Below are 18,565 nucleotides of genomic sequence, written 5' to 3'. Positions count from 1 at the left end.
GTATTTTCAAACTGGATGGTACGGCTGGAACCAAAAAACATCAAGTCTTCCTTTTTTATTTGTACGCCAAATACACAAACCTTGTTTTATGTTTGCCAAAAGTGGACACAGTTGATGCCAAATACTGATTTTCAGCAAATTATTAATGGTTTAATAAAGTAATCCTAGAAAAAATTGTTTAATATTGTAAGACTAATCAAATAAAAATACCATGGGACTATCTTCATTTTTTAAAAATTTATTTGGCTCAGCCAAAGAAACTGCCAGCGAATTAGCTGATAAAGCCGAAACTACTTTTGAGCAAGCAAAAGAAACTGCTGCACCATACCTAGAAAAAGCAGAAACATTTGCAGAAGAAACATTTGAAAAAGCAAAAGAAACTGCAACTCCTTACCTTGAAAAAGCCGAAACTTTTGTTGAAGAAACATTTGAAAAAGTAAAAGAAACTGCAGCTCCAATTATAGATAAAGTAGAAGATTTTGCTGGTCATGCAAAAGAAACTGTGACTGAACATTCTGAGAAAGCAGTAGAATCCGTAAAAGAAAAAACGGCTATAGCAACAGAAAAAGTTGAAGAAATAGCAAGTGAAACTAAAACTATAGCTACTGATGCTGTCGAAACTGTTTCTGAAAAAGCAAGTGAATTAGCAAATGACGGTGATGCAGACGCCACTGAAAAAGCTAAAGAAACTATAAATAAAATAGAAGAAGACGCAGATTAATTTATAAAAAAATAATTTATTTGTATTTTTGCACTTCAAACTTAACCTTCTCTTTTGGGAAGGTTTTTTATTAGATAAAAAATGAACTTAAATCCAAATCAGTTAACTGATTATGCCAATACATTTATCACTGTACTGGTTGATTATTCGCCAAAAATTATTTCTGCCTTTGTCATTTTATTTATTGGTCTTTACGCCATTCGGCTTATCAATAGATTCATTAGAAAACTAATGATAAAAAGAGATTTAGATCCTACTTTGACAAAGTTCCTTGCCGATATTTTACTTTGGGTTTTGAGAGTACTCTTGTTTGTGACTTTCATTTCAAATCTAGGAATAGAAACTTCGTCATTTGTTGCCATTTTAGGTGCAATGGGACTTGCAGTAGGTTTATCACTTCAAGGTTCGTTATCAAATTTTGCTGGTGGTATGTTGATTATTCTCTTCAAACCTTTCAAGGTACATGATACCATTGAAGCACAAGGAGTAATTGGAACCGTGAGTGAAATACAAATATTTGTAACCAAACTAATTACAGCTAATAATCAAACTATTTTTGTGCCGAATGGAGCTTTATCAAATGGAAATATTATCAATTATTCTTTGCAAAAAATCAGAAGAGCCGATTTGACCATCGCTATTTCCTATGATACGGATATTAAAAAAGTGAAAGAAATAATCACTGCCATTTTAAAAAACAATCCAAAGGTACTTCAAACTCCTGCTGCCGAAGTTTCTGTAAAAAACTTAACCGACAATGCCATTCAGCTTGCGGTGAGACCATGGGCAAATAATGAAGATTATGGTGTCGTTTTCTCTGAAACTTTAGAAAGCTGCAAACTAGCATTTGATACTGCCGGAATAGTTATACAACCTTATGTAAGAGAATCATCCCCAGATAATTCTTAATCAAAAATTACTTCTTTGAAGTCGTAATCATAAAGTCTTTCAAATAATACGGTTCAAAATAGGCGACATCTACAGTGTCGCTTTTTTTGAATTTTTCAAAACTTATCGCACTCATTTCTTTGGCAGAAGGATATACAATTTCGTCAAGGAAAATATAATTTTCTTTAGTCAAAACCGACTTGCATTTTTCAGCACAATCACCAACAAAATAAAGTGTTTCCTCCAAATCCTCAAATGAGTTCTCTGTAATTATTTCGGCAAGAACTTCTCTTTTTCGCTCGTAATTTGGAGCAAAAACAGCGCTGTACACTTCCATTCTTCGAGCATCAATCATAGGGATAATTAATCCTCTGGAAATGGTCACTTGTGACGCCAAAGCCTGCAAAGTATCTACGGCAATTAATGGAATATCCAGTGCGTAACAAAGTCCTTTGGCTGCTGAAACTCCTATTCGCAATCCGGTATAAGAACCTGGACCATGACTCACTGCGATGGCAGATAAATCATTGAGCGTAATTCCCGCCTCCTTTATAACTTCTTCTATAAAAACATGAAGTCGTTCTGCATGAGAATATCCTTCTTCGGCAATTTCTTTGCATACAATAGTTTTTCCGCCTTTTGCAAGAGCAACAGAACAGTTTTTTGTAGCGGTTTCGATGTTGAGAATGTATTCCAATTTTCAGATTTTATTTTAACTTGAAAATCACAATCATGAAATATATTCCATGATTGTGATTTTTAAAATATTAGTGTATTATTTTATTTCTTGCTTTCTGCTTTATCCTTATCCGTTTTTAGCGTTACCTTATCTCCAGAATTTAAGTCCTTCGAAACGGTACTATAAGGTCCGGTTATAACAACATCTCCTTTTTTAAGACCTGTTAAAACCTCAATATTTGTATCGTCTTGAATTCCAGTTTTGATGATTCTAATTTTAGCTTTATCACCCACTTTTACAAATACGCATTCAAATTTCTTATCACTTTTTGGCGCAGCTCCTTTTTGCTCTTCATTAGGATCTTCTACTTTAATTTCTTTTACAGCTGTCGTATCTGATTTTACCACAACGGAACTAATCGGCACAGACAACACATTCGTTTTTGTTTCTGTAATAATATCAACAGTTGCCGTCATTCCTGGTCTAAAAGGAGAATACGTATCCGGTTTTCCTTCTAATAAATCTTGATACGATTCTTTAAGGATTCTTACTTTAACTTTAAAATTAGTCACCTGATCTGCTGTCAAAGCGGAACTCGCTGAATTAGAAATACTAGTTACGACACCTTTAAATTGTTTTTTTAGATACGCATCAACTTCAACATTAGCATCATCACCTACTTTTATTTTCACAATATCATTTTCATTGACATCTACTTCAACCTCCATATTATTCAAGTTGGCCACTCTCAAAATCTCCGTTCCGGTCATTTGTTGTGTACCTAAAACACGCTCTCCTAATTCTACGTTTAGCATCGAAATTGTTCCATCTGCCGGTGCATAGATTGTAGTACGTCCTAAATTGTCTTTCGCTTCGTTTACAGTTGCGGAAGCACTTTGAACATTAAAATAAGCCGTTTGCTTTGCAGCTTTAGCCACTTCATAAGAGGCAACAGCTTTATCCCAATCCGACTTTGAAATAATTCCTTTATCGAATAATGTTTTATTTCGGTCGTAACTTGATTTAGATTCCTTGAACGAAGCATCGGCCTGACTCAAATTTGCTCTGGTTCCTGATAAATTTGAAACCGAACGATTGTAACCCGAAGTATACAAATCTGGATTTATTTTGACCAATAAGTCCCCTTTCTTTACGACTTGTCCTTCTTTTACGTTTAAAGAAATAATCTCCCCTGATACCTCAGATGAAATTTTAACCTCAATTTCTGGTTGAATTTTCCCTGTTGCCGAAACTGTTTCAACAATAGTTGTTGGGATAACTTGGGCGATTTCAACTTCAGTTCCTTTGTCCTTATTTCCGATAACTCCAGATTTTGAAAGTGCTATCAACGCTGCGATAAGTACTATTGCTCCACCTATTAGGATATAAATTGTTTTCTTTGACATGATAAATTAGTTTTTGATAAGTGGAATTCCAAAATAGAATTCTAATATTTTAATTTTAAAAATATAATCGTATTTGGTTCTAAGAACATCTGATTGTGCATTTGTAAGTAAGGTTTGAGATTGATTAAAATCAAAAGAATTCATCAAACCAACTGCATATTTTTCTTTGGCATAATCATACGCTCCTTGTCTCGATTCAAGTGCTACAACCGAAGATTCGTAAGCATTCAAGGCGCCTTTTGCATCAGCAAATGCCGTGAAAACATTTCTTTGTAAATCTAAATCTTGTTGCTCAACAGCAATTTTTGATCTCTCTAAACTTACTTTAGAACGCTCCACATTATTTTTTGCCGAAAATCCATTAAAGATAGGAATTGATAACTGAGCTCCAAAAGATTGTCCTTTATTATCACTGAATTGATCAAAAAATGGTGCTGGACTTTTTGTTCCAATTATATTTCCCATACTGTCAAATGCAGGAACATCTGCATACGAAACCCTACTGTTAAAACTGTAAAACCCTTGTAAAGTAGGCTGAAAAGCTCCTTTGGCAATTTCTACATTTTTTTGTGCAATCTCTAAATTAGTTCTGGCAATTTTCAATTCTGTTCTGCCTTCTTTAGCTTTATCATAAATGGCCGCTGGAGATTGTGCCATAATATTATTTTCATCTTTAACATCAGTATCATCAACAACATCAAAATTTTCAAAGTCTTTCAACTGTAATAATTGAGCTAAACTTAATTTTGAAATCAATAACGCATTGTCAGCAGCAATAACATTTTGATTGTTTGATGCTACAGTAGCTTTTATGTCCAATAAATCGCCACGTGGAATAGATCCCGCTTTAACTAATTCTTCTGAACGTGCATATTGTTTTTCATTAATTCCCAATTGTTCTTTTTGCACTTTTAAGTTTTCCTTATTAAAAAGCACCTGTAAAAAAGCATTGGCAACATTCAATGCAACATCCTCCTGCATTTTAAGCAACTGATACTTCGCCGCCACAATCGAAAGATTGGCTTTACGCAATGTGTTTTGGTTTTGTAAACCTTTGTAAATATCCACTCCCACATTTGCTCCAGCAGACGTAAACTGAGTCGTTTGATTACGCAAAAGTCCTGTTGTAATATCCTGATTCAAACCAATATTCCAGGAATGAGAAGCACTGGCGTTCAATGATGGAAGGAAATTCCCAATCGCTCCTTTTTTATCAATGGCCGCCGTTTTAGTATCTAACTCGGATTGTTTGATGGAGATATTATTTTGTATGGCATACTTTACGCATTCTTCCAGAGTCCATTTTTTGGATTGTCCCTGAACGGACAAACCAAACAGCACGATAAAAACGAAACTGATACAACTATTTTTTTTCATATATTTTGAATGAAAGTGTAGCAAAGGTACTACACATATTTAACATTTTTTTAAAAACTAAAATTCTTTTTTGAGTGTATTTTTAAGGCTTCACTTCTTCATTTTTCAGCCCTTGATTCCATACTTTTATTTTATCCGAAGCTTTAATTCCGCTTTTGATTTCGACATAAATCCCATCACTGACACCCAAGACTAAATCTTTTCTTGTGAATTTTTGTACTCCGGTTTCAATCTCTACATATGGTTTTTGTGTTTTTTTATCAAATTGAATCAATGATTCTTTTATTGCTAAAACTTTATCCGCTTTTTCCAAAATAATCGAGGCATTAGCGCTTAAACCTGCTCTGATAAAAGTATCATCTCTATTGGTCAAAGATGCTTTTATTTCGAATTGAATTGCTCCATTTTCTGTTTTACCTTTTGGAGCAATATATTGCAGAACCGCATCAAATTTTTTGTTTTCAATAGCACCAACAGTAATTTCGATTGGTAATTTTTCTTTTATTTTACCTACTTCTGATTCATCAATTTTTCCAACGAATATCATACGCCCAACATCGGCAACACTTGCTATTGTTGTTCCTTCATTGAAATTATTACTTTCAATCACTTGGTTTCCTACTTTTACCGGAACATCCAACACCATTCCATTTACTGTAGAACGAATCAAAGTATTGGCATAGCTTCCCAATCCAGAAGTTGTTCCTGTTTTTACAATATCATATCCTTGTCGAGATGCGCTATAATTCTGCTTGGCTTGCTTATACGCTAATTGTGCCGCATCAAAATCATTTGCCGAAATAACGCCTTTATCAAACAACGTTTTTTGTCTCAAAAACACTTTCTCCTGATTGTCTAAAGCAATTTTGGAGGTTTGAACCTGGTTTTGAGAATTACTCAAGTTAGATACATTGGCAACAACTTTAATTTTTGCAATTAAATCACCCGCTTTGATATTTTCACCGGCCTTAATATAAACCGCCTCAATAATACCTGAAATATTAGGTTTGATAAGCACCTCTTCATCTGGAACAATATTACCGGTTGCAATGGTATTTTTTACAATCGTTTTTATTTCTGCCTTATCGGTTTCAAAAACAATTGGAGATTCCTGATTCTTGGCATACAAATAATACAAAGCACCAAAGAAGACTAGTGCGATTGTAATTAAAATAGTTATGGTTAATCCTTTTTTCATTTTGCTTATGTTTAATCGATTAAATAATTTTTGATTGATACTTTATTCTGTTCTTAATGCGTCTACTGGTTTTACATTTATGGCAGTTTGAGCCGGAATTAATCCTGCTAATAAACCTGAACCAATGAGTATGAACAAAGCAATAAATACAACTGTCAAATCTACACTTGGATTCGCGAACATCATTCCTTCACTTGGCATCGACTCTAAAACCATATTTAAAACTGCTAATAATCCTGTGGCCAATGCAATTCCAAACATTCCTGCTATGATAGTCAGAAAAATAGCTTCTGATAATATTTGGGAACGAATCGCGCCCGGTGTTGCACCTAAAGCTCTTCGAATTCCTATTTCTTTTGTACGTTCTTTGACAACAATCAACATGATATTAGAAATACCAATTACGCCCGAAAGCAATACCAATGTCCCTACAAAATAAGCAATGAATCTTAGAATAAGAAACAAGCCTTGTATTTTACTGAACTCCTGAAACAAATCAAAATTCCCAATCGCCCTGTCATCTTGAGGATGTATCGAATGTCTGGATTTCATGAAGTCTAAAATTTTAGGTTTTAACTCCGTAATTGAAGCATCATCATTAGCTGTAAGCGCCATCCATCCTACTGTATCACCATAATTAAACGCTTGTTGAAAGGTAGTAAATGGCATGAAAATATTTTTTTGTGCAGATTCAGCATCACCATTATTTCTGGATTTTGAGTTATAAACACCCACAACCATAAAATTCACTCCGTTAATCTTGATATAAGTTCCAATAACCTCTTCTGCTTTTTCATACATTTCGCTTATTACACCCTGACCAATAACCGCAACTTTACGCTTCAATACTATATCTTGTTGATTTACGAAACGTCCTTTTATAATATCCATCGATTCTTGCTTAATCAACTCTGGGTAATCCCCATAAATAGTATAAGCTGCCGTTTTTGTTCCTCTGACTACATTATTTGCTCCTTCAAAACCACCCAATTGATTTCTGGGTGAAACGTATAATAAATCTGGAAAATTCTCTTTCAAAGCAGTAACATCGACGTTTTTAAAGTCAAATTGTCTGGTTGCAGGCAATCCTTTGAACGGTTTTGAAGTAGTTTGTGACCACATAAACATGGTATTGGTAGCAATTCCGTCAAACCCTTTTTTAACGCCATTTTCTAATCCGTTTCCTGCCGCGAGTAATATTACCAAAATAAATATCCCCCAAAAAACACCAAACGCAGTAAGAATCGTCCTGAATGTATTAGCAGTTAAAGCCTCTAAAATCTCGTTCCATTTATCTCTGTCAAACATAATTATTCGTCTCTAAGTGCTACAATGGGTTTTATTTTGGCGGCTCTGTATGCAGGGAAAAATCCAGCTAAAGCGCCAGCTACAACTAATAATATCAAGGTGGTTAAAGCGATACTAAAATCAACTTCGGGATTCAAGAAATAATCGCTTGATACTAGCGGACCTACTAATTCCAACAATAATAAACTTGATAAAAGCCCCACAAATCCTGCTATTGTCGTAATAAAAATGGATTCGTGCAAAATCATTCCAATAATAGAAACCGGAGATGCTCCAAGTGCTTTTCTAATACCAATTTCTTTGGTTCTTTCTTTTACAATAATCAACATAATATTACTAACTCCAACGACTCCAGCTATTATGGTACAAATTCCAACCCACCAAAAAAACAATCGGATATACAGATTTAAATCATAAAACTGTTTTGCATTTTTTATGGAATTATTAATTCCTATGGCACTTTCATCATCCGGTGCAATTATATTTTTACTTCTCAATAATTGTCCTAACTCTTCCGTAAATTTTGTTGATTGCGCTAAAGCTTCCTCATAAGTGTCTTTTTTTGTGAGCGTAAAATCCAAATTACTGATTTTATCACCTACGCCAAAGGCTTGCTGAGTTGTGGTTATTGGCAAATAAACCCTGGACTCCTCTCTTTCTCCAGCTGGATCTGTAAAAACACCAACCACTTTGAAGGTGATATTATTAATCACAAGTTGTTCACCAATAGGATTTTTTTCTTTAAATAAATCCAGCTTTACTTTTTGTCCAATAACGGTTACTTTTTCGCTATTTTTTAAATCATTTTCATTGATAAATCTTCCTTGAACAATAGTTGCATTTTCAACATTTACATAATCGGGATAAACCCCAATAAATCTGTAATTTCCAGTTTCTTTACCATATGTCATAACCCCGTTCCAGAAAATATAATTCGCAGATTTTATGTTTAATTGATCTCCGAATTTCTGAACTGAAATAGCATAGTCACTATTTCTGAATTGAATTTGCCTACCCGGATTCAACCCTTTATAGCCTTTTGTTGTCGTGCCAGACCACACAGAAATTAATCCATCGGCATCACGTTCAAACTGTTTTTCAATTCCGTTTTGAAGTCCCTTGCCCGCACCCAAAAGAATGACTAATATAAAAATTCCAGAAGCCACAGAAATTCCCGTGAGAAACGTTCTCAGTTTGTTCTTGGCAATTGCCTCAAAAATTTCCTGCCAGCGTTCTACATTAAACATAAGCGGATGCTCTTACTTGTTCTACTAATTTATCATCGATGATTAAACCATCCTTTAAAACTACATTTCTTTTGCACATAGCAGCAATATCAGGCTCGTGTGTTACAATCAAAATGGTTTTTCCCTCGTCATTAATCCCTTGTATCAACTCCATAACCTCATAAGATGTTTTGGTATCCAAAGCTCCTGTAGGCTCATCGGCCAATAATACTTTCGGATTTGATGCTAATGCTCTTGCAATAGCGACACGCTGTTTTTGCCCACCGGAAAGTTCATTTGGCAAGTGATGAGAATGCGAAGACAAACCTACTTTCTCCAGAAAATTCATGGCAATTTCATTGCGTTCTTTTCTTTTTATACCTTGATAATACAATGGCATCGCCACATTATCCAAAGCACTTTTATAATTAATCAAATTAAAAGATTGAAAAACAAAACCTAAAAACTTGTTACGATATCTTGAAGCAATAGTTTCGTTGAGATTTTTAATAGGCACACTATCCAAAATATAATTCCCTGAATCCGCTTCGTCAAGAATCCCAAGAATATTAAGCAGTGTAGATTTTCCTGAACCAGAAGACCCCATAATAGCCACTAATTCCCCTTCTTTAATGTTGAAATTAATTCCTTTTAATACATGTAATTCGGAATTTCCCATTTTATAGGATTTATGCAAATCTTTAATTTCAATCATAATTATGTTAATTTTAAAACAATATTAATTCTTCTCTAAAAGAAATTGTAATAAGAAAACGTTAATACCTTTATCAGGAATTTAATCATAAGACTTAATTGTTGTGAAAATGTTACACATTAATCCTAAAAAAAATTGTTTTGCTAATTTTGCCTCACCAAACTAAAATAAAATGCATAAATACTTTTCAGCTCTACTTATAATCCTGTCTATCGTACTGATAACAAGCTGTTCAACAACTAATAAAATAGCTACTCTAAAACCAGAACCGGACGATGCCACACCTTTGGTTTACGAGAACACTCCTTCCTTTATCAATTTGCCCATCAGCGTAAAATTGAAGGATATAGAAAATCAAACGAACTCACTCCTGAATGGGCTAATTTATGAAGACAACAATATTGAAGATGATGATATTGAAATGAAGATTTGGAAATTGGCACCAATCACAATCAAGAATGACAACGGAGCCAATGGTCAAAAAATTAGAACCGTCTTACCTTTGAAAGCTATCGTAAAATATAGGATTGGAACTAAGAAAATGGGCGTTGAATTATACAACACTAAAGAATTTAATCTTGATGGCGTCGTAACTTTACTGAGTGATGTAGGTTTGACCAATTGGAAAATGAATACTAAAACGGAATTAAAATCATTGGATTGGAATGAAAGTCCGACAATGACCGTTTTTGGAAAAAATGTTCCTGTAACCTATCTTATCAATCCCGGAATAAAGCTTTTCAAATCAAAAATAGAAAAGAAAATTGATGATGCTATTGCAAAATCAATGGATTTCAAACCAAATGTTTTGGCGGCTTTAGAGAAAATTTGTGTTCCTTTTCAAATGAGCGATGCGTATGAAAGTTGGCTTCGAATTGTTCCTATTGAAATTTATTCTACCAATGCCAAACTCAAAAACGACACTTTTGTATTGGAAATGGGAATGAAATGCAACATGGAAACATTAATAGGAAAGCAACCGGAATCTAAATTTAATGCCAGTAAAATTGTTTTAAAACCAGTATCCAAAATCCCTCAGGAGATAACGGCAAACATTGTTGCTGTTTCTACTTATCTGGAAGCATCAAAACTAATGACCAAGAATTTTGCCGGACAAGAATTTGGTTCAGGATCCAAGAAAGTAAAAGTTCAGAATGTTGCTATTTGGCACAAAAACGGAAAAATGATAATTGCATTAGATGTATTGGGTTCTGTAAACGGAACCATCTATTTAGCCGGTTTTCCACAATATAACGACAAAACCAAAGAAGTATATTTTGATCAATTGGATTATGCTTTGGACACAAAAAATAAATTAATGCGAACTGCTAATTGGTTAGCGCAAGGATTAATCTTAAGAAAAATAGAGCAAAGTTGTCGCTACTCCATAAAACCAAATCTTGAAGAAGGTCAAAAAAGCATGATGACTTATTTAAAAAACTACTCTCCCATGCAAGGTGTTTTTGTAAATGGAAAAATGGAAGAGATTCAATTTCAGAAAATCCAATTGACAAACCAAGCTATTATTGCTTTTATAAAAGTAAAAGGAACCGTAAATGTTTCCGTAGATGGATTGAAATAGATTGATCAGTGGTCAGTTTTTAGTAATGAGTAAACCATATCCTTTAAACAGAAATACACTATTTTCAGATTGACTTTTGATATTCCTATTGAAATTTTTAGGATTTTTTCTTTTTCATTCGATAAATAGCATAACCAATTCCTGCAACAAGAAGATAAGGAATTACCATTAAATAAACAATCCCGTCATTTACCGCCGCTGCTTTAGTTGTATTTTCTTTACTGGTCAAGGCGGCGCGACACATGGCACATTGCGCATTTGCTGATAGCGAAAAGAGATTGAAAACAAGAATTAACAATAAAGAAAAAAGGTACGATTTACCATTTCTTTTTACTTTTCCAGAAGCTTTAACCACTTTACTTTTATTACTTAAATAGTTAGTATACATAATACGGTGAAATCATTAAATAAACAACTACTCCAGTTACGGCAACATACAACCAGATTGGAAAAGTAATTTTGGAGATTTTTTTATGCTTATCAAAATTTTCTGCCAATGCTCTAACATACGTTATTAAAACCATCGGAATAATAGCAATTGACAAAACAATGTGCGTAATTAAAATTAGCAAATAAACTATTCTCAAAGATCCGATACTTAATTTTTCAGAATCTTCCAATAAACGGTTATGATTTAAATCTCCGAATACAGCAGAATCAGAAGTCATGTGATATGCCACATACATCACTAGAAAAGCAACAGACAAGGCAATTGCACTCGTCATCAACCTTTCATGAAGTTTTCTTTTTCCGTTTTTAATGGCTACAACAGCCGCGATTAAAATAATAGCTGTGATTCCGTTGGTAGTTGCATAGATTGGTGGCAAAAATGAAAGTGGCTCTACATTATATCCAAAATCTTTTAGTTTAACCCCAAAAAGTATGGCAACCACAACGGGTATTAAAATTGAAACTGCAATAATGAACTTACTGAATCTCTGCTCTAACGAATTATTTTCCATTATTATTCTTCTAATAAAATATTAATATCTTGTTGAATGTTTCTTACTCCTTTTTTATCCAAACCATCATAATATAAAATTGGATTTCCAAAATCATCATTTCTACAACGGATGTTTCCATTTTTATCAATCAATGCAAACAATCCTGAATGCTCGAAACCACCGGCAACTTTTTTGTTTTCACCAGCATAAAGATTAAAACCTTTATTGGCTAAATTAAAAATATAGGCTTTGTCTCCAGTTAAAAAATTCCAATTAGACGATTTTACTCCTAAAAAATTCGCATGTTCTTTTAATAATTGTGGCGTGTCATGTTCTGGATCAATAGTAATAGAAACAATTCCAAAATTAGGATTTCCAAAAAAACTCTTTTCCAAGACCAACATGCTTTCATTCATTTTTGGACAAATCGTTGGACAGGTAGAAAAGAAAAATTCTAAAACATACACTTTCCCTTTGTACGTTTCATTAGTAATTTTCTTATTATCTTGATTTATTAATTCGAATTTAGGTGCAGGACCTATTTTAATTAACTGCCCTTCTTCTGCAGTTACTGGATTAACACTGTCTAATCTATCCCCTTGAACCACTTTATCGTTTTTAATTCTCTCTACTATTTTTGGAACTGCATAAATCCCAAAAATCAAAATAATAAAAGAGATTCCTATGTATGATTTATTTTTGAACATAAAATATTAAATTTTTCTGGTGGCGTTATTGTTCTTTTTAAGGGCTGCACGATATTCATAAAGAATGACTTTAAAATCATCCAGCATTTCGTTACTTAACTCCGCCGGGTGAAATGTACTATACCCTTCTTTAGCATCTTTAACAAGCTTTCGACCGCGAAGATTTCGTTTTTTATCAATAATGTAAACTTTTGGCGTACCAGAATTCTCATCTAATTTCTCCACTAATTTTAATTGGGAATAATAGGCGTTAATTTCTTCCGTAGGTGCGAATACAAATCGCCACTGGGCAACATCAGTAAAAGCGCCCAAAGCATCGACCACTTTTTTAGCATCTTTTTCAGTTCCGGTTGGACAAATCATCACAAACTGAACATCTTTGAACTCATGATACCTTTGATAAATTTTTTGATTTAAATTGAAAAGATTTCCTCTGTTTTTTAAAAGCTCAGTACCCATAAAACCGAGAATAGTTACTTTGCCATTCAAACTAACTTTTTGACCGTCTAAAGATTGCCAATTCCCTAAATCAGCAGTATTAGGAGTTATTGTTGGTAATTTAGTAAATCCGTTGACACCTGAAGCAAAAAAAAGGTAGGCAACTATAGGTAAAATAAAAAGAACGAAAAGGACAATATTTTTTTCATTGTAATGATACTTATTAAAGTACAAAAATAAAAAAAGGTACGCAATGCGTACCCTCTTTTTGAATTAATATCTTGTTAAAAATTCCATTTTATGGTAGAATTCTTAAAAACCTCATAAATATAATCCCCTTCTGTCAAAAGAATGAAGAGTAAATATAATATCAGAAAAATTACTGGAAAAACAACTGCACTTCTTAAAGAACTTTTTTCACCTTCCATGTGCATAAATGCATATACAATGTAATAGGCTTTAAAAATAGTAAGAGCATAGAATATCCAATTAAGTAAGTTCATACTTAAAAAATCATTCATGAAAAGAAAATCTGGTTTCAAAATACCCAAATAAACTTCAACAATAGTAACGGCAGATAATATTCCGAAAACTTTCCAGATTCTACCTATATTAGATACGTGTTCGTGTGACATGATAATTACTTTTTGAAATTAAACTAGATAGAAAACTGTAAATACAAATACCCAAACTAAATCGACAAAGTGCCAATAAAGACCCACTTTTTCTACCATTTCATAACTTTTTCTTTTTTCGTAAGTTCCAATTAACACATTAAAAAATATGATAATATTTATGATTACTCCAGAAAAAACGTGGAATCCGTGGAATCCAGTGATAAAGAAAAAGAAGTCAGCAAATAATTTACTTCCGTATTCGTTTCTTTTCAAGTTTGCGCCTTCAACAACATAATGTGCTTGGCTCAATCTTAATTCAGACTCTTCTCTTGAAAGAATTGTTTTTTTCTTCTCTTTGGTTATTACCTCAGTTCTGATTAAAAGTTCAGGATGCGCTTTGAAACCTGCTTGAACTTCAGCAACTGAATAAGAAGGCAAGCTTGGTTCATCCATAAACCATTTTCCTTTACTTCTTGTCAATTGTTCTCTTTCTTCAGGTAAAGTAGCTGCAAACTCAGCTAAAGCAACACGGTTACCTTCTTTATCCACAAACTGAAGTAAACTTCCTCCTTTTGTTTCAATAGCACCATATTCACCTTTGATGAAATTTTTCCATTCCCATGCTTGAGATCCTACGAAAATCAAACCACCAATAATGGTCAGGAACATGTAAATAACTACTTTGTTTTTTTTCATTTGATGACCTGCATCAACAGCCAAAACCATTGTTACAGATGAAAAAATCAAAATAAAAGTCATTAATGCCACATAATACATCGGAGCAGATACTCCATGCATAAATGGAAAGTGAGTGAACACTTCATCGGCCAATGGCCAAGTTTCAATAAATTTAAATCGAGAAAAACCGTAAGCTGCTAAAAATCCAGAGAACGTTAAAGCATCCGATACGATAAAAAACCACATCATTAATTTGCCATAACTTGCTCCCATTGGCTCATTGCCGCCTCCCCAAGTTTTTTCTTCACTATTTGCAGTAGTAACTGTCGCTTCCATAAAAGTTATTCGTTAAAAAGTTCCCAAATTTACGTTTTTTTCTTATTTAAAGAAATATAAAAACAAAAACAAATAAACCCACAATAAGTCAAGAAAGTGCCAGTACATTGCACCTAGTTCAATTCCAAGGGTTTGAGATGAATTGTATTTTTGTTTAAAATGATTATAAATTATAATTAGAAGTGAAATCACGCCACCAGCAAGGTGAATCAAGTGCACAACCGTAACAACGTATAAAAAAGTAGTGGTTATTGAGCTTCCACTTCCGGTGAAATAATACCCATTATCCACTATTTGACCAAATCCTACGAACTGTAAAATTACAAACAATATTCCTAGAACTAATGTAGTCAAAAGAAAAATTGTCGTTTTACTTTGATTGTTTTTCTGAATCGCTTTTTTAGCCAAATGAAAAGCAACACTACATCCTATTATTGCTGCAGTACTGTAATAAAACGCTATTGGTAATTGAAAATCCTTCAACCAGTCTGCTCTGGATTTACTCACTACAAAAGCACTGGTAAGCCCAGCAAACATCATAGTCATACTAACCATTGCAAACAACAAAATCAACTTATATGATCTTGCAGTTCTAGATTTTTGTTCCTCAGTTGTCATTATCATCTCCATAACTATCTTAAAAATTTATCAAATATATAAACCAATTGTAACAATGTAATATAAGAAACACTAACTAACATTAAAGTTCTGGCCGATTTTGCAGTTCTTAATTTGTATAATCGAACAGCATAAAAAAGCATCCATAATCCAAGTAAAAATACAACAATCGCAGCAACTGGCGTCATGTACAAACGACCAGTATATCCCAAAACTGGTAAAAGTGACGCTAAAATTAACCAAACTGTATATAAAATAATCTGCAAGGCTGTCCCTTTGTCTTTTTTACCTGTAGGCAACATAAAGAAACCGGCTTTCTCATAATCTTCATACAAAAACCACCCAATTGCCCAAAAATGGGGAAATTGCCAAAAAAACTGAATTAAAAACAAGGTTCCAGCTTCTATCCCAAATTCTCCTGTTGCCGCAACCCAACCCAACATAAAAGGAATTGCCCCGGGAAAAGCACCAACAAAAACAGACAATGAAGTCATCGTTTTCAAAGGAGTATAAACGCTTGTATATAAAAATATTGAAACGGCGCCAAACATAGCAGTTTTTGGATTGATTGTATACAACAATGCAATTCCAACAACTGTTAAAAGACTCGCTATAATCAAAGCCGTAGTCTGAGACATTCTGCCAGCCGGAACGGGACGATTTTTAGTCCTATCCATCAAGGCATCTAAATCTTTTTCGATAACTTGATTAAAAGCATTTGATGCTCCTACCATACAATAGCCACCAACTGCCAATTTTAGCAAAACCATCCAATCCAATGAATGCAAATCATAAATCCCAAGCATAAATCCCGCGATAGACGAAAACACGACACTAATAGCTAAACGCGCCTTAGTGATCTCTCGGAAATCAATATAAATGGATTTTAATGAAAATGTATTTTGTGTTGCGTTCAATACTAGAGTTTGTTTGTTTTGAAAAACTTTTGCAAAAGTAGTGTATCAAAAGGGATTTGACAAAAAACAATTCACAAAAAGATTAATAATCAAAATACCAATTAAAAATATCAGCTCTCAATCCTAAAGTAAACCAATTAGTGCTTTCAGTGAAAGTGGTTGCGGTGTTTTTTGCAGGATCAAAACTTCTGTAAATATAACTTCCAAAAAGTTTCAGGTTCGTCGACGGATTCACTAAATACCCTCCTTGAAAATCAGCTATAAAAACAGCCGTTTTATTTCCCTGACCTACTTTTACACCACTATCAAGAGCTCTGTTTTCATCATAATCCTTATAGATATTTCCTCCGTAATTAAAACCGTCTTCGGCGGTATCAAAATCAAATCCTCGAGTCCCCACAGTAACTTTTGCATCAGCAAAAAGTCTTCCTTTATGATAACGGGCAATAGCAATAAATTCCTTGAAATTTGCTCCCCATTGATGTCCGATACTCTGGTTGTTGTGCGCATAATTTGTGATTGGCATGCTATGAGAATACACATAAGGGCGCACATGATTGTACTCTAATTGCAGCAGTAAATTATCAACTTTGAAAGCATTGTAATATTTAACACCTAACTGATACCCGTACTTATTTTTCCAACTATTGTCTCCTTCTTTGATGTCTCCAAGAGAAAATTCATCCAGAATAAACTGTCCGTAAAAATTGATTTGATTGCTCCATTTGTACTTAAATGTCAATCCTAAAACTGCATTTCCACTTCTTGCCGAAGAAGCGAATTCAACCGAACGATAAAATATAATTGGATTCACAAAATTCACATCAAATCCTCTGTCATTCGTATTGGTCCAAATCACCGACTCGAAGAAACCAAGATTCAATTTATTCGAAACGTTCCAACTCAAATAATGATTTGCCATAAATTTTGTAGCGTATGTTCTTTCTAATGTTACCTCAGGACGAACATCTTTGAGCCACATGTAGGTATTAGTATATTTTATTTTCCAAAAATTAGTATTCAATTTAAAATAAGGATACGGACTGGCACCATCACTTTCTAACAAAGAACGGTATCCATCACCAATAAAATTTCTACCGTAACCCAATTGTAAATCATAATATTTACTAGGCGTAAAAGTCAAATTGGCTTCAGCCAAAGGAAAATCATAAGCATCTGTTTTGAAATCTTTGGCAATCCCTATCCCAGGAATAATAGCAGGATTTCCTCCCGCTGGCTTGATAGATTCCGCATAACGATTGAAGTAATCCGCAAAGCGTCCTTGACTTTCAAAAACCGTGGTAGAAAAATTAAGCTGCTTGCCTAATCCTCCTCTAAAATTGATTCCGCGCGTATTTACATAACTGTAAGAGGCTTCACTTTTTGAATCTTTACCAACCTGCAAATCCAGTATAGGATTTAATGTAAACCAATATCCTTCGCCCTGAATTTCAACAGTATTCTCATTCCATAATTTTCTTGCCCACCAACCGGAAGCTTTCTTTTTTATCTTTTCATTAACGGCTTTCAAGTCGTAATATTTTGAAACCTCAGCATACGTATATGGCTTTGAAGCCGTGTGATTATTACTTCCCACTTGATTTAAAGAGCCATCAAACTGTGCATAGTAACTGTGCGAAAAAGGAACATTCAAATGGCTTTCAAACTCCGGATTAGCAAACTTTTTATACACAATACTGTCCAATTCAGTAAGCTTCGGTTTATTATTTGAAACTATTTCGGCTTTCGCCAAAGCTTCTGCTTCGATTTCCGCTCTACTTTTTAAAGGTATGGCAATAGTAATGGTAAACTTAGAATAGGTAGGTTTTCCGTTATAGGTAGACGGTTCTATTTTTGGAAATGTACCAAAAACCCTTTTTGTTTCTTTTATCAACGTCTCATCAACAGCATCAACATAAATCACTTTAAAAACACCATTACTGTCCACTTCAAAAAGAACTTTTACATTCCCCTTAAAATTATTTTGCTTTAAATCATCCGGAACTTGGAAATTTTGAAAAACAAAATCCTGAACTTGACTGTAAAAGCAATTCTCAAGCACTTTCGATTGCAAATTTACACAATCAGGAAAAACAGGAAATCGCTCCGCCGAATTACCAGATTGTACTGAAGTCGTATTGAAATCTTGGGAATATGCAAAAAAGGAAAACGAAAATAAAAATAAAGCCAGCAACCCTTTTTTCATGTTT

At 33.8% G+C, this 18,565-nt stretch carries 19 protein-coding genes; 3 read left to right on the top strand and 16 right to left on the bottom strand.

The features are described from left to right. Window positions 1-211 precede the first annotated feature (211 nt). Together CLV00_RS06315 and CLV00_RS06310 are read left to right on the top strand one after the other, a co-directional pair. Window positions 212-721: a YtxH domain-containing protein gene (locus tag CLV00_RS06315; protein WP_199074761.1), complete on the top strand. Its 510-nt coding sequence runs from the start codon at window positions 212-214 to the stop codon at window positions 719-721. An 81-nt stretch (window positions 722-802) separates the two neighbouring features. Then, a complete protein-coding gene (locus CLV00_RS06310; protein ID WP_099714334.1) occupies window positions 803-1,630 on the top strand; it encodes a mechanosensitive ion channel family protein in 828 nt (275 codons plus the stop codon). 7 nt (window positions 1,631-1,637) lie between these two features. Here CLV00_RS06310 and tsaB read toward each other — a convergent pair whose 3' ends face one another. The 7 genes from tsaB to CLV00_RS06275 all read right to left on the bottom strand — a co-directional run bounded on the left by tsaB (window position 1,638) and on the right by CLV00_RS06275 (window position 9,518). Further along, on the bottom strand, window positions 1,638-2,306 hold the full coding sequence (gene tsaB / locus CLV00_RS06305; protein WP_099714333.1) for a tRNA (adenosine(37)-N6)-threonylcarbamoyltransferase complex dimerization subunit type 1 TsaB: 669 nt from the start codon (window positions 2,304-2,306) through the stop codon (window positions 1,638-1,640). An 83-nt stretch (window positions 2,307-2,389) separates the two neighbouring features. Next, window positions 2,390-3,694: an efflux RND transporter periplasmic adaptor subunit gene (locus tag CLV00_RS06300; protein WP_099714332.1), complete on the bottom strand. Its 1,305-nt coding sequence runs from the start codon at window positions 3,692-3,694 to the stop codon at window positions 2,390-2,392. 6 nt (window positions 3,695-3,700) lie between these two features. After that, window positions 3,701-5,071 carry a TolC family protein gene (locus CLV00_RS06295; protein ID WP_099714331.1) on the bottom strand — a complete coding sequence of 457 codons (1,371 nt, stop codon included), beginning with the start codon at window positions 5,069-5,071 and terminating at the stop codon, window positions 3,701-3,703. A gap of 82 nt (window positions 5,072-5,153) precedes the next feature. Further along, complete coding sequence (locus tag CLV00_RS06290; protein ID WP_099714330.1) at window positions 5,154-6,269, bottom strand: efflux RND transporter periplasmic adaptor subunit; 1,116 nt, start codon at window positions 6,267-6,269, stop codon at window positions 5,154-5,156. A 42-nt stretch (window positions 6,270-6,311) separates the two neighbouring features. Beyond that, a complete protein-coding gene (locus tag CLV00_RS06285) occupies window positions 6,312-7,577 on the bottom strand; it encodes an ABC transporter permease (RefSeq protein ID WP_099714329.1) in 1,266 nt (421 codons plus the stop codon). Window positions 7,578-7,579: 2 nt separating this feature from the next. Beyond that, window positions 7,580-8,824 (bottom strand): ABC transporter permease, encoded by a 1,245-nt coding sequence (locus CLV00_RS06280; RefSeq protein WP_099714328.1) that lies wholly within the window; start codon window positions 8,822-8,824, stop codon window positions 7,580-7,582. Then, the gene (locus CLV00_RS06275; protein ID WP_099714327.1) at window positions 8,817-9,518 is read right to left on the bottom strand and encodes an ABC transporter ATP-binding protein; all 702 of its coding nucleotides are present in this window, start codon (window positions 9,516-9,518) and stop codon (window positions 8,817-8,819) included. Before CLV00_RS06275 ends, CLV00_RS06280 begins: the two co-directional genes overlap by 8 nt. 172 nt (window positions 9,519-9,690) lie before the next feature. Between CLV00_RS06275 and CLV00_RS06270 the strand changes: the two genes are divergently transcribed. Then, a complete protein-coding gene (locus CLV00_RS06270) occupies window positions 9,691-11,100 on the top strand; it encodes a DUF4403 family protein (RefSeq protein WP_099714326.1) in 1,410 nt (469 codons plus the stop codon). A gap of 97 nt (window positions 11,101-11,197) precedes the next feature. On the opposite strand, the gene CLV00_RS06265 is transcribed toward CLV00_RS06270, so the two are convergent. From CLV00_RS06265 to CLV00_RS06225, 9 genes are all read right to left on the bottom strand, one after another. Continuing rightward, window positions 11,198-11,488, bottom strand: coding sequence for a hypothetical protein (locus CLV00_RS06265; protein ID WP_099714325.1), 291 nt, complete (start codon window positions 11,486-11,488; stop codon window positions 11,198-11,200). Next, entirely contained in the window at window positions 11,478-12,062 is a 585-nt protein-coding gene (locus CLV00_RS06260; protein ID WP_099714324.1) for a DUF420 domain-containing protein, read from the bottom strand. Before CLV00_RS06260 ends, CLV00_RS06265 begins: the two co-directional genes overlap by 11 nt. A 2-nt stretch (window positions 12,063-12,064) precedes the next feature. After that, the gene (locus tag CLV00_RS06255) at window positions 12,065-12,751 is read right to left on the bottom strand and encodes an SCO family protein (RefSeq protein WP_099714323.1); all 687 of its coding nucleotides are present in this window, start codon (window positions 12,749-12,751) and stop codon (window positions 12,065-12,067) included. 6 nt (window positions 12,752-12,757) lie between these two features. Further along, the gene (locus CLV00_RS06250) at window positions 12,758-13,423 is read right to left on the bottom strand and encodes a hypothetical protein (protein WP_099714322.1); all 666 of its coding nucleotides are present in this window, start codon (window positions 13,421-13,423) and stop codon (window positions 12,758-12,760) included. Window positions 13,424-13,473: 50 nt separating this feature from the next. Continuing rightward, window positions 13,474-13,824, bottom strand: a complete 351-nt coding sequence (locus CLV00_RS06245) for a cytochrome C oxidase subunit IV family protein (RefSeq protein WP_099714321.1) — start codon at window positions 13,822-13,824, stop codon at window positions 13,474-13,476. An 18-nt stretch (window positions 13,825-13,842) separates the two neighbouring features. Then, entirely contained in the window at window positions 13,843-14,820 is a 978-nt protein-coding gene (locus CLV00_RS06240) for a cytochrome c oxidase subunit 3 (protein WP_099714320.1), read from the bottom strand. 42 nt (window positions 14,821-14,862) lie between these two features. Beyond that, window positions 14,863-15,450, bottom strand: coding sequence for a cytochrome c oxidase subunit 3 (locus tag CLV00_RS06235; protein WP_099714319.1), 588 nt, complete (start codon window positions 15,448-15,450; stop codon window positions 14,863-14,865). A gap of 2 nt (window positions 15,451-15,452) precedes the next feature. Beyond that, window positions 15,453-16,355 (bottom strand): heme o synthase, encoded by a 903-nt coding sequence (cyoE, locus tag CLV00_RS06230; RefSeq protein WP_099714318.1) that lies wholly within the window; start codon window positions 16,353-16,355, stop codon window positions 15,453-15,455. 82 nt (window positions 16,356-16,437) lie between these two features. After that, window positions 16,438-18,561, bottom strand: a complete 2,124-nt coding sequence (locus CLV00_RS06225) for a gliding motility protein RemB (protein ID WP_099716257.1) — start codon at window positions 18,559-18,561, stop codon at window positions 16,438-16,440. Between the last annotated feature and the right edge of the window lie 4 nt (window positions 18,562-18,565).

Source organism: Flavobacterium sp. 11 (assembly GCF_002754315.1).
Lineage (GTDB): Bacteria > Bacteroidota > Bacteroidia > Flavobacteriales > Flavobacteriaceae > Flavobacterium > Flavobacterium algoritolerans.
This window is presented reverse-complemented; position numbering and strand designations above follow the sequence as displayed.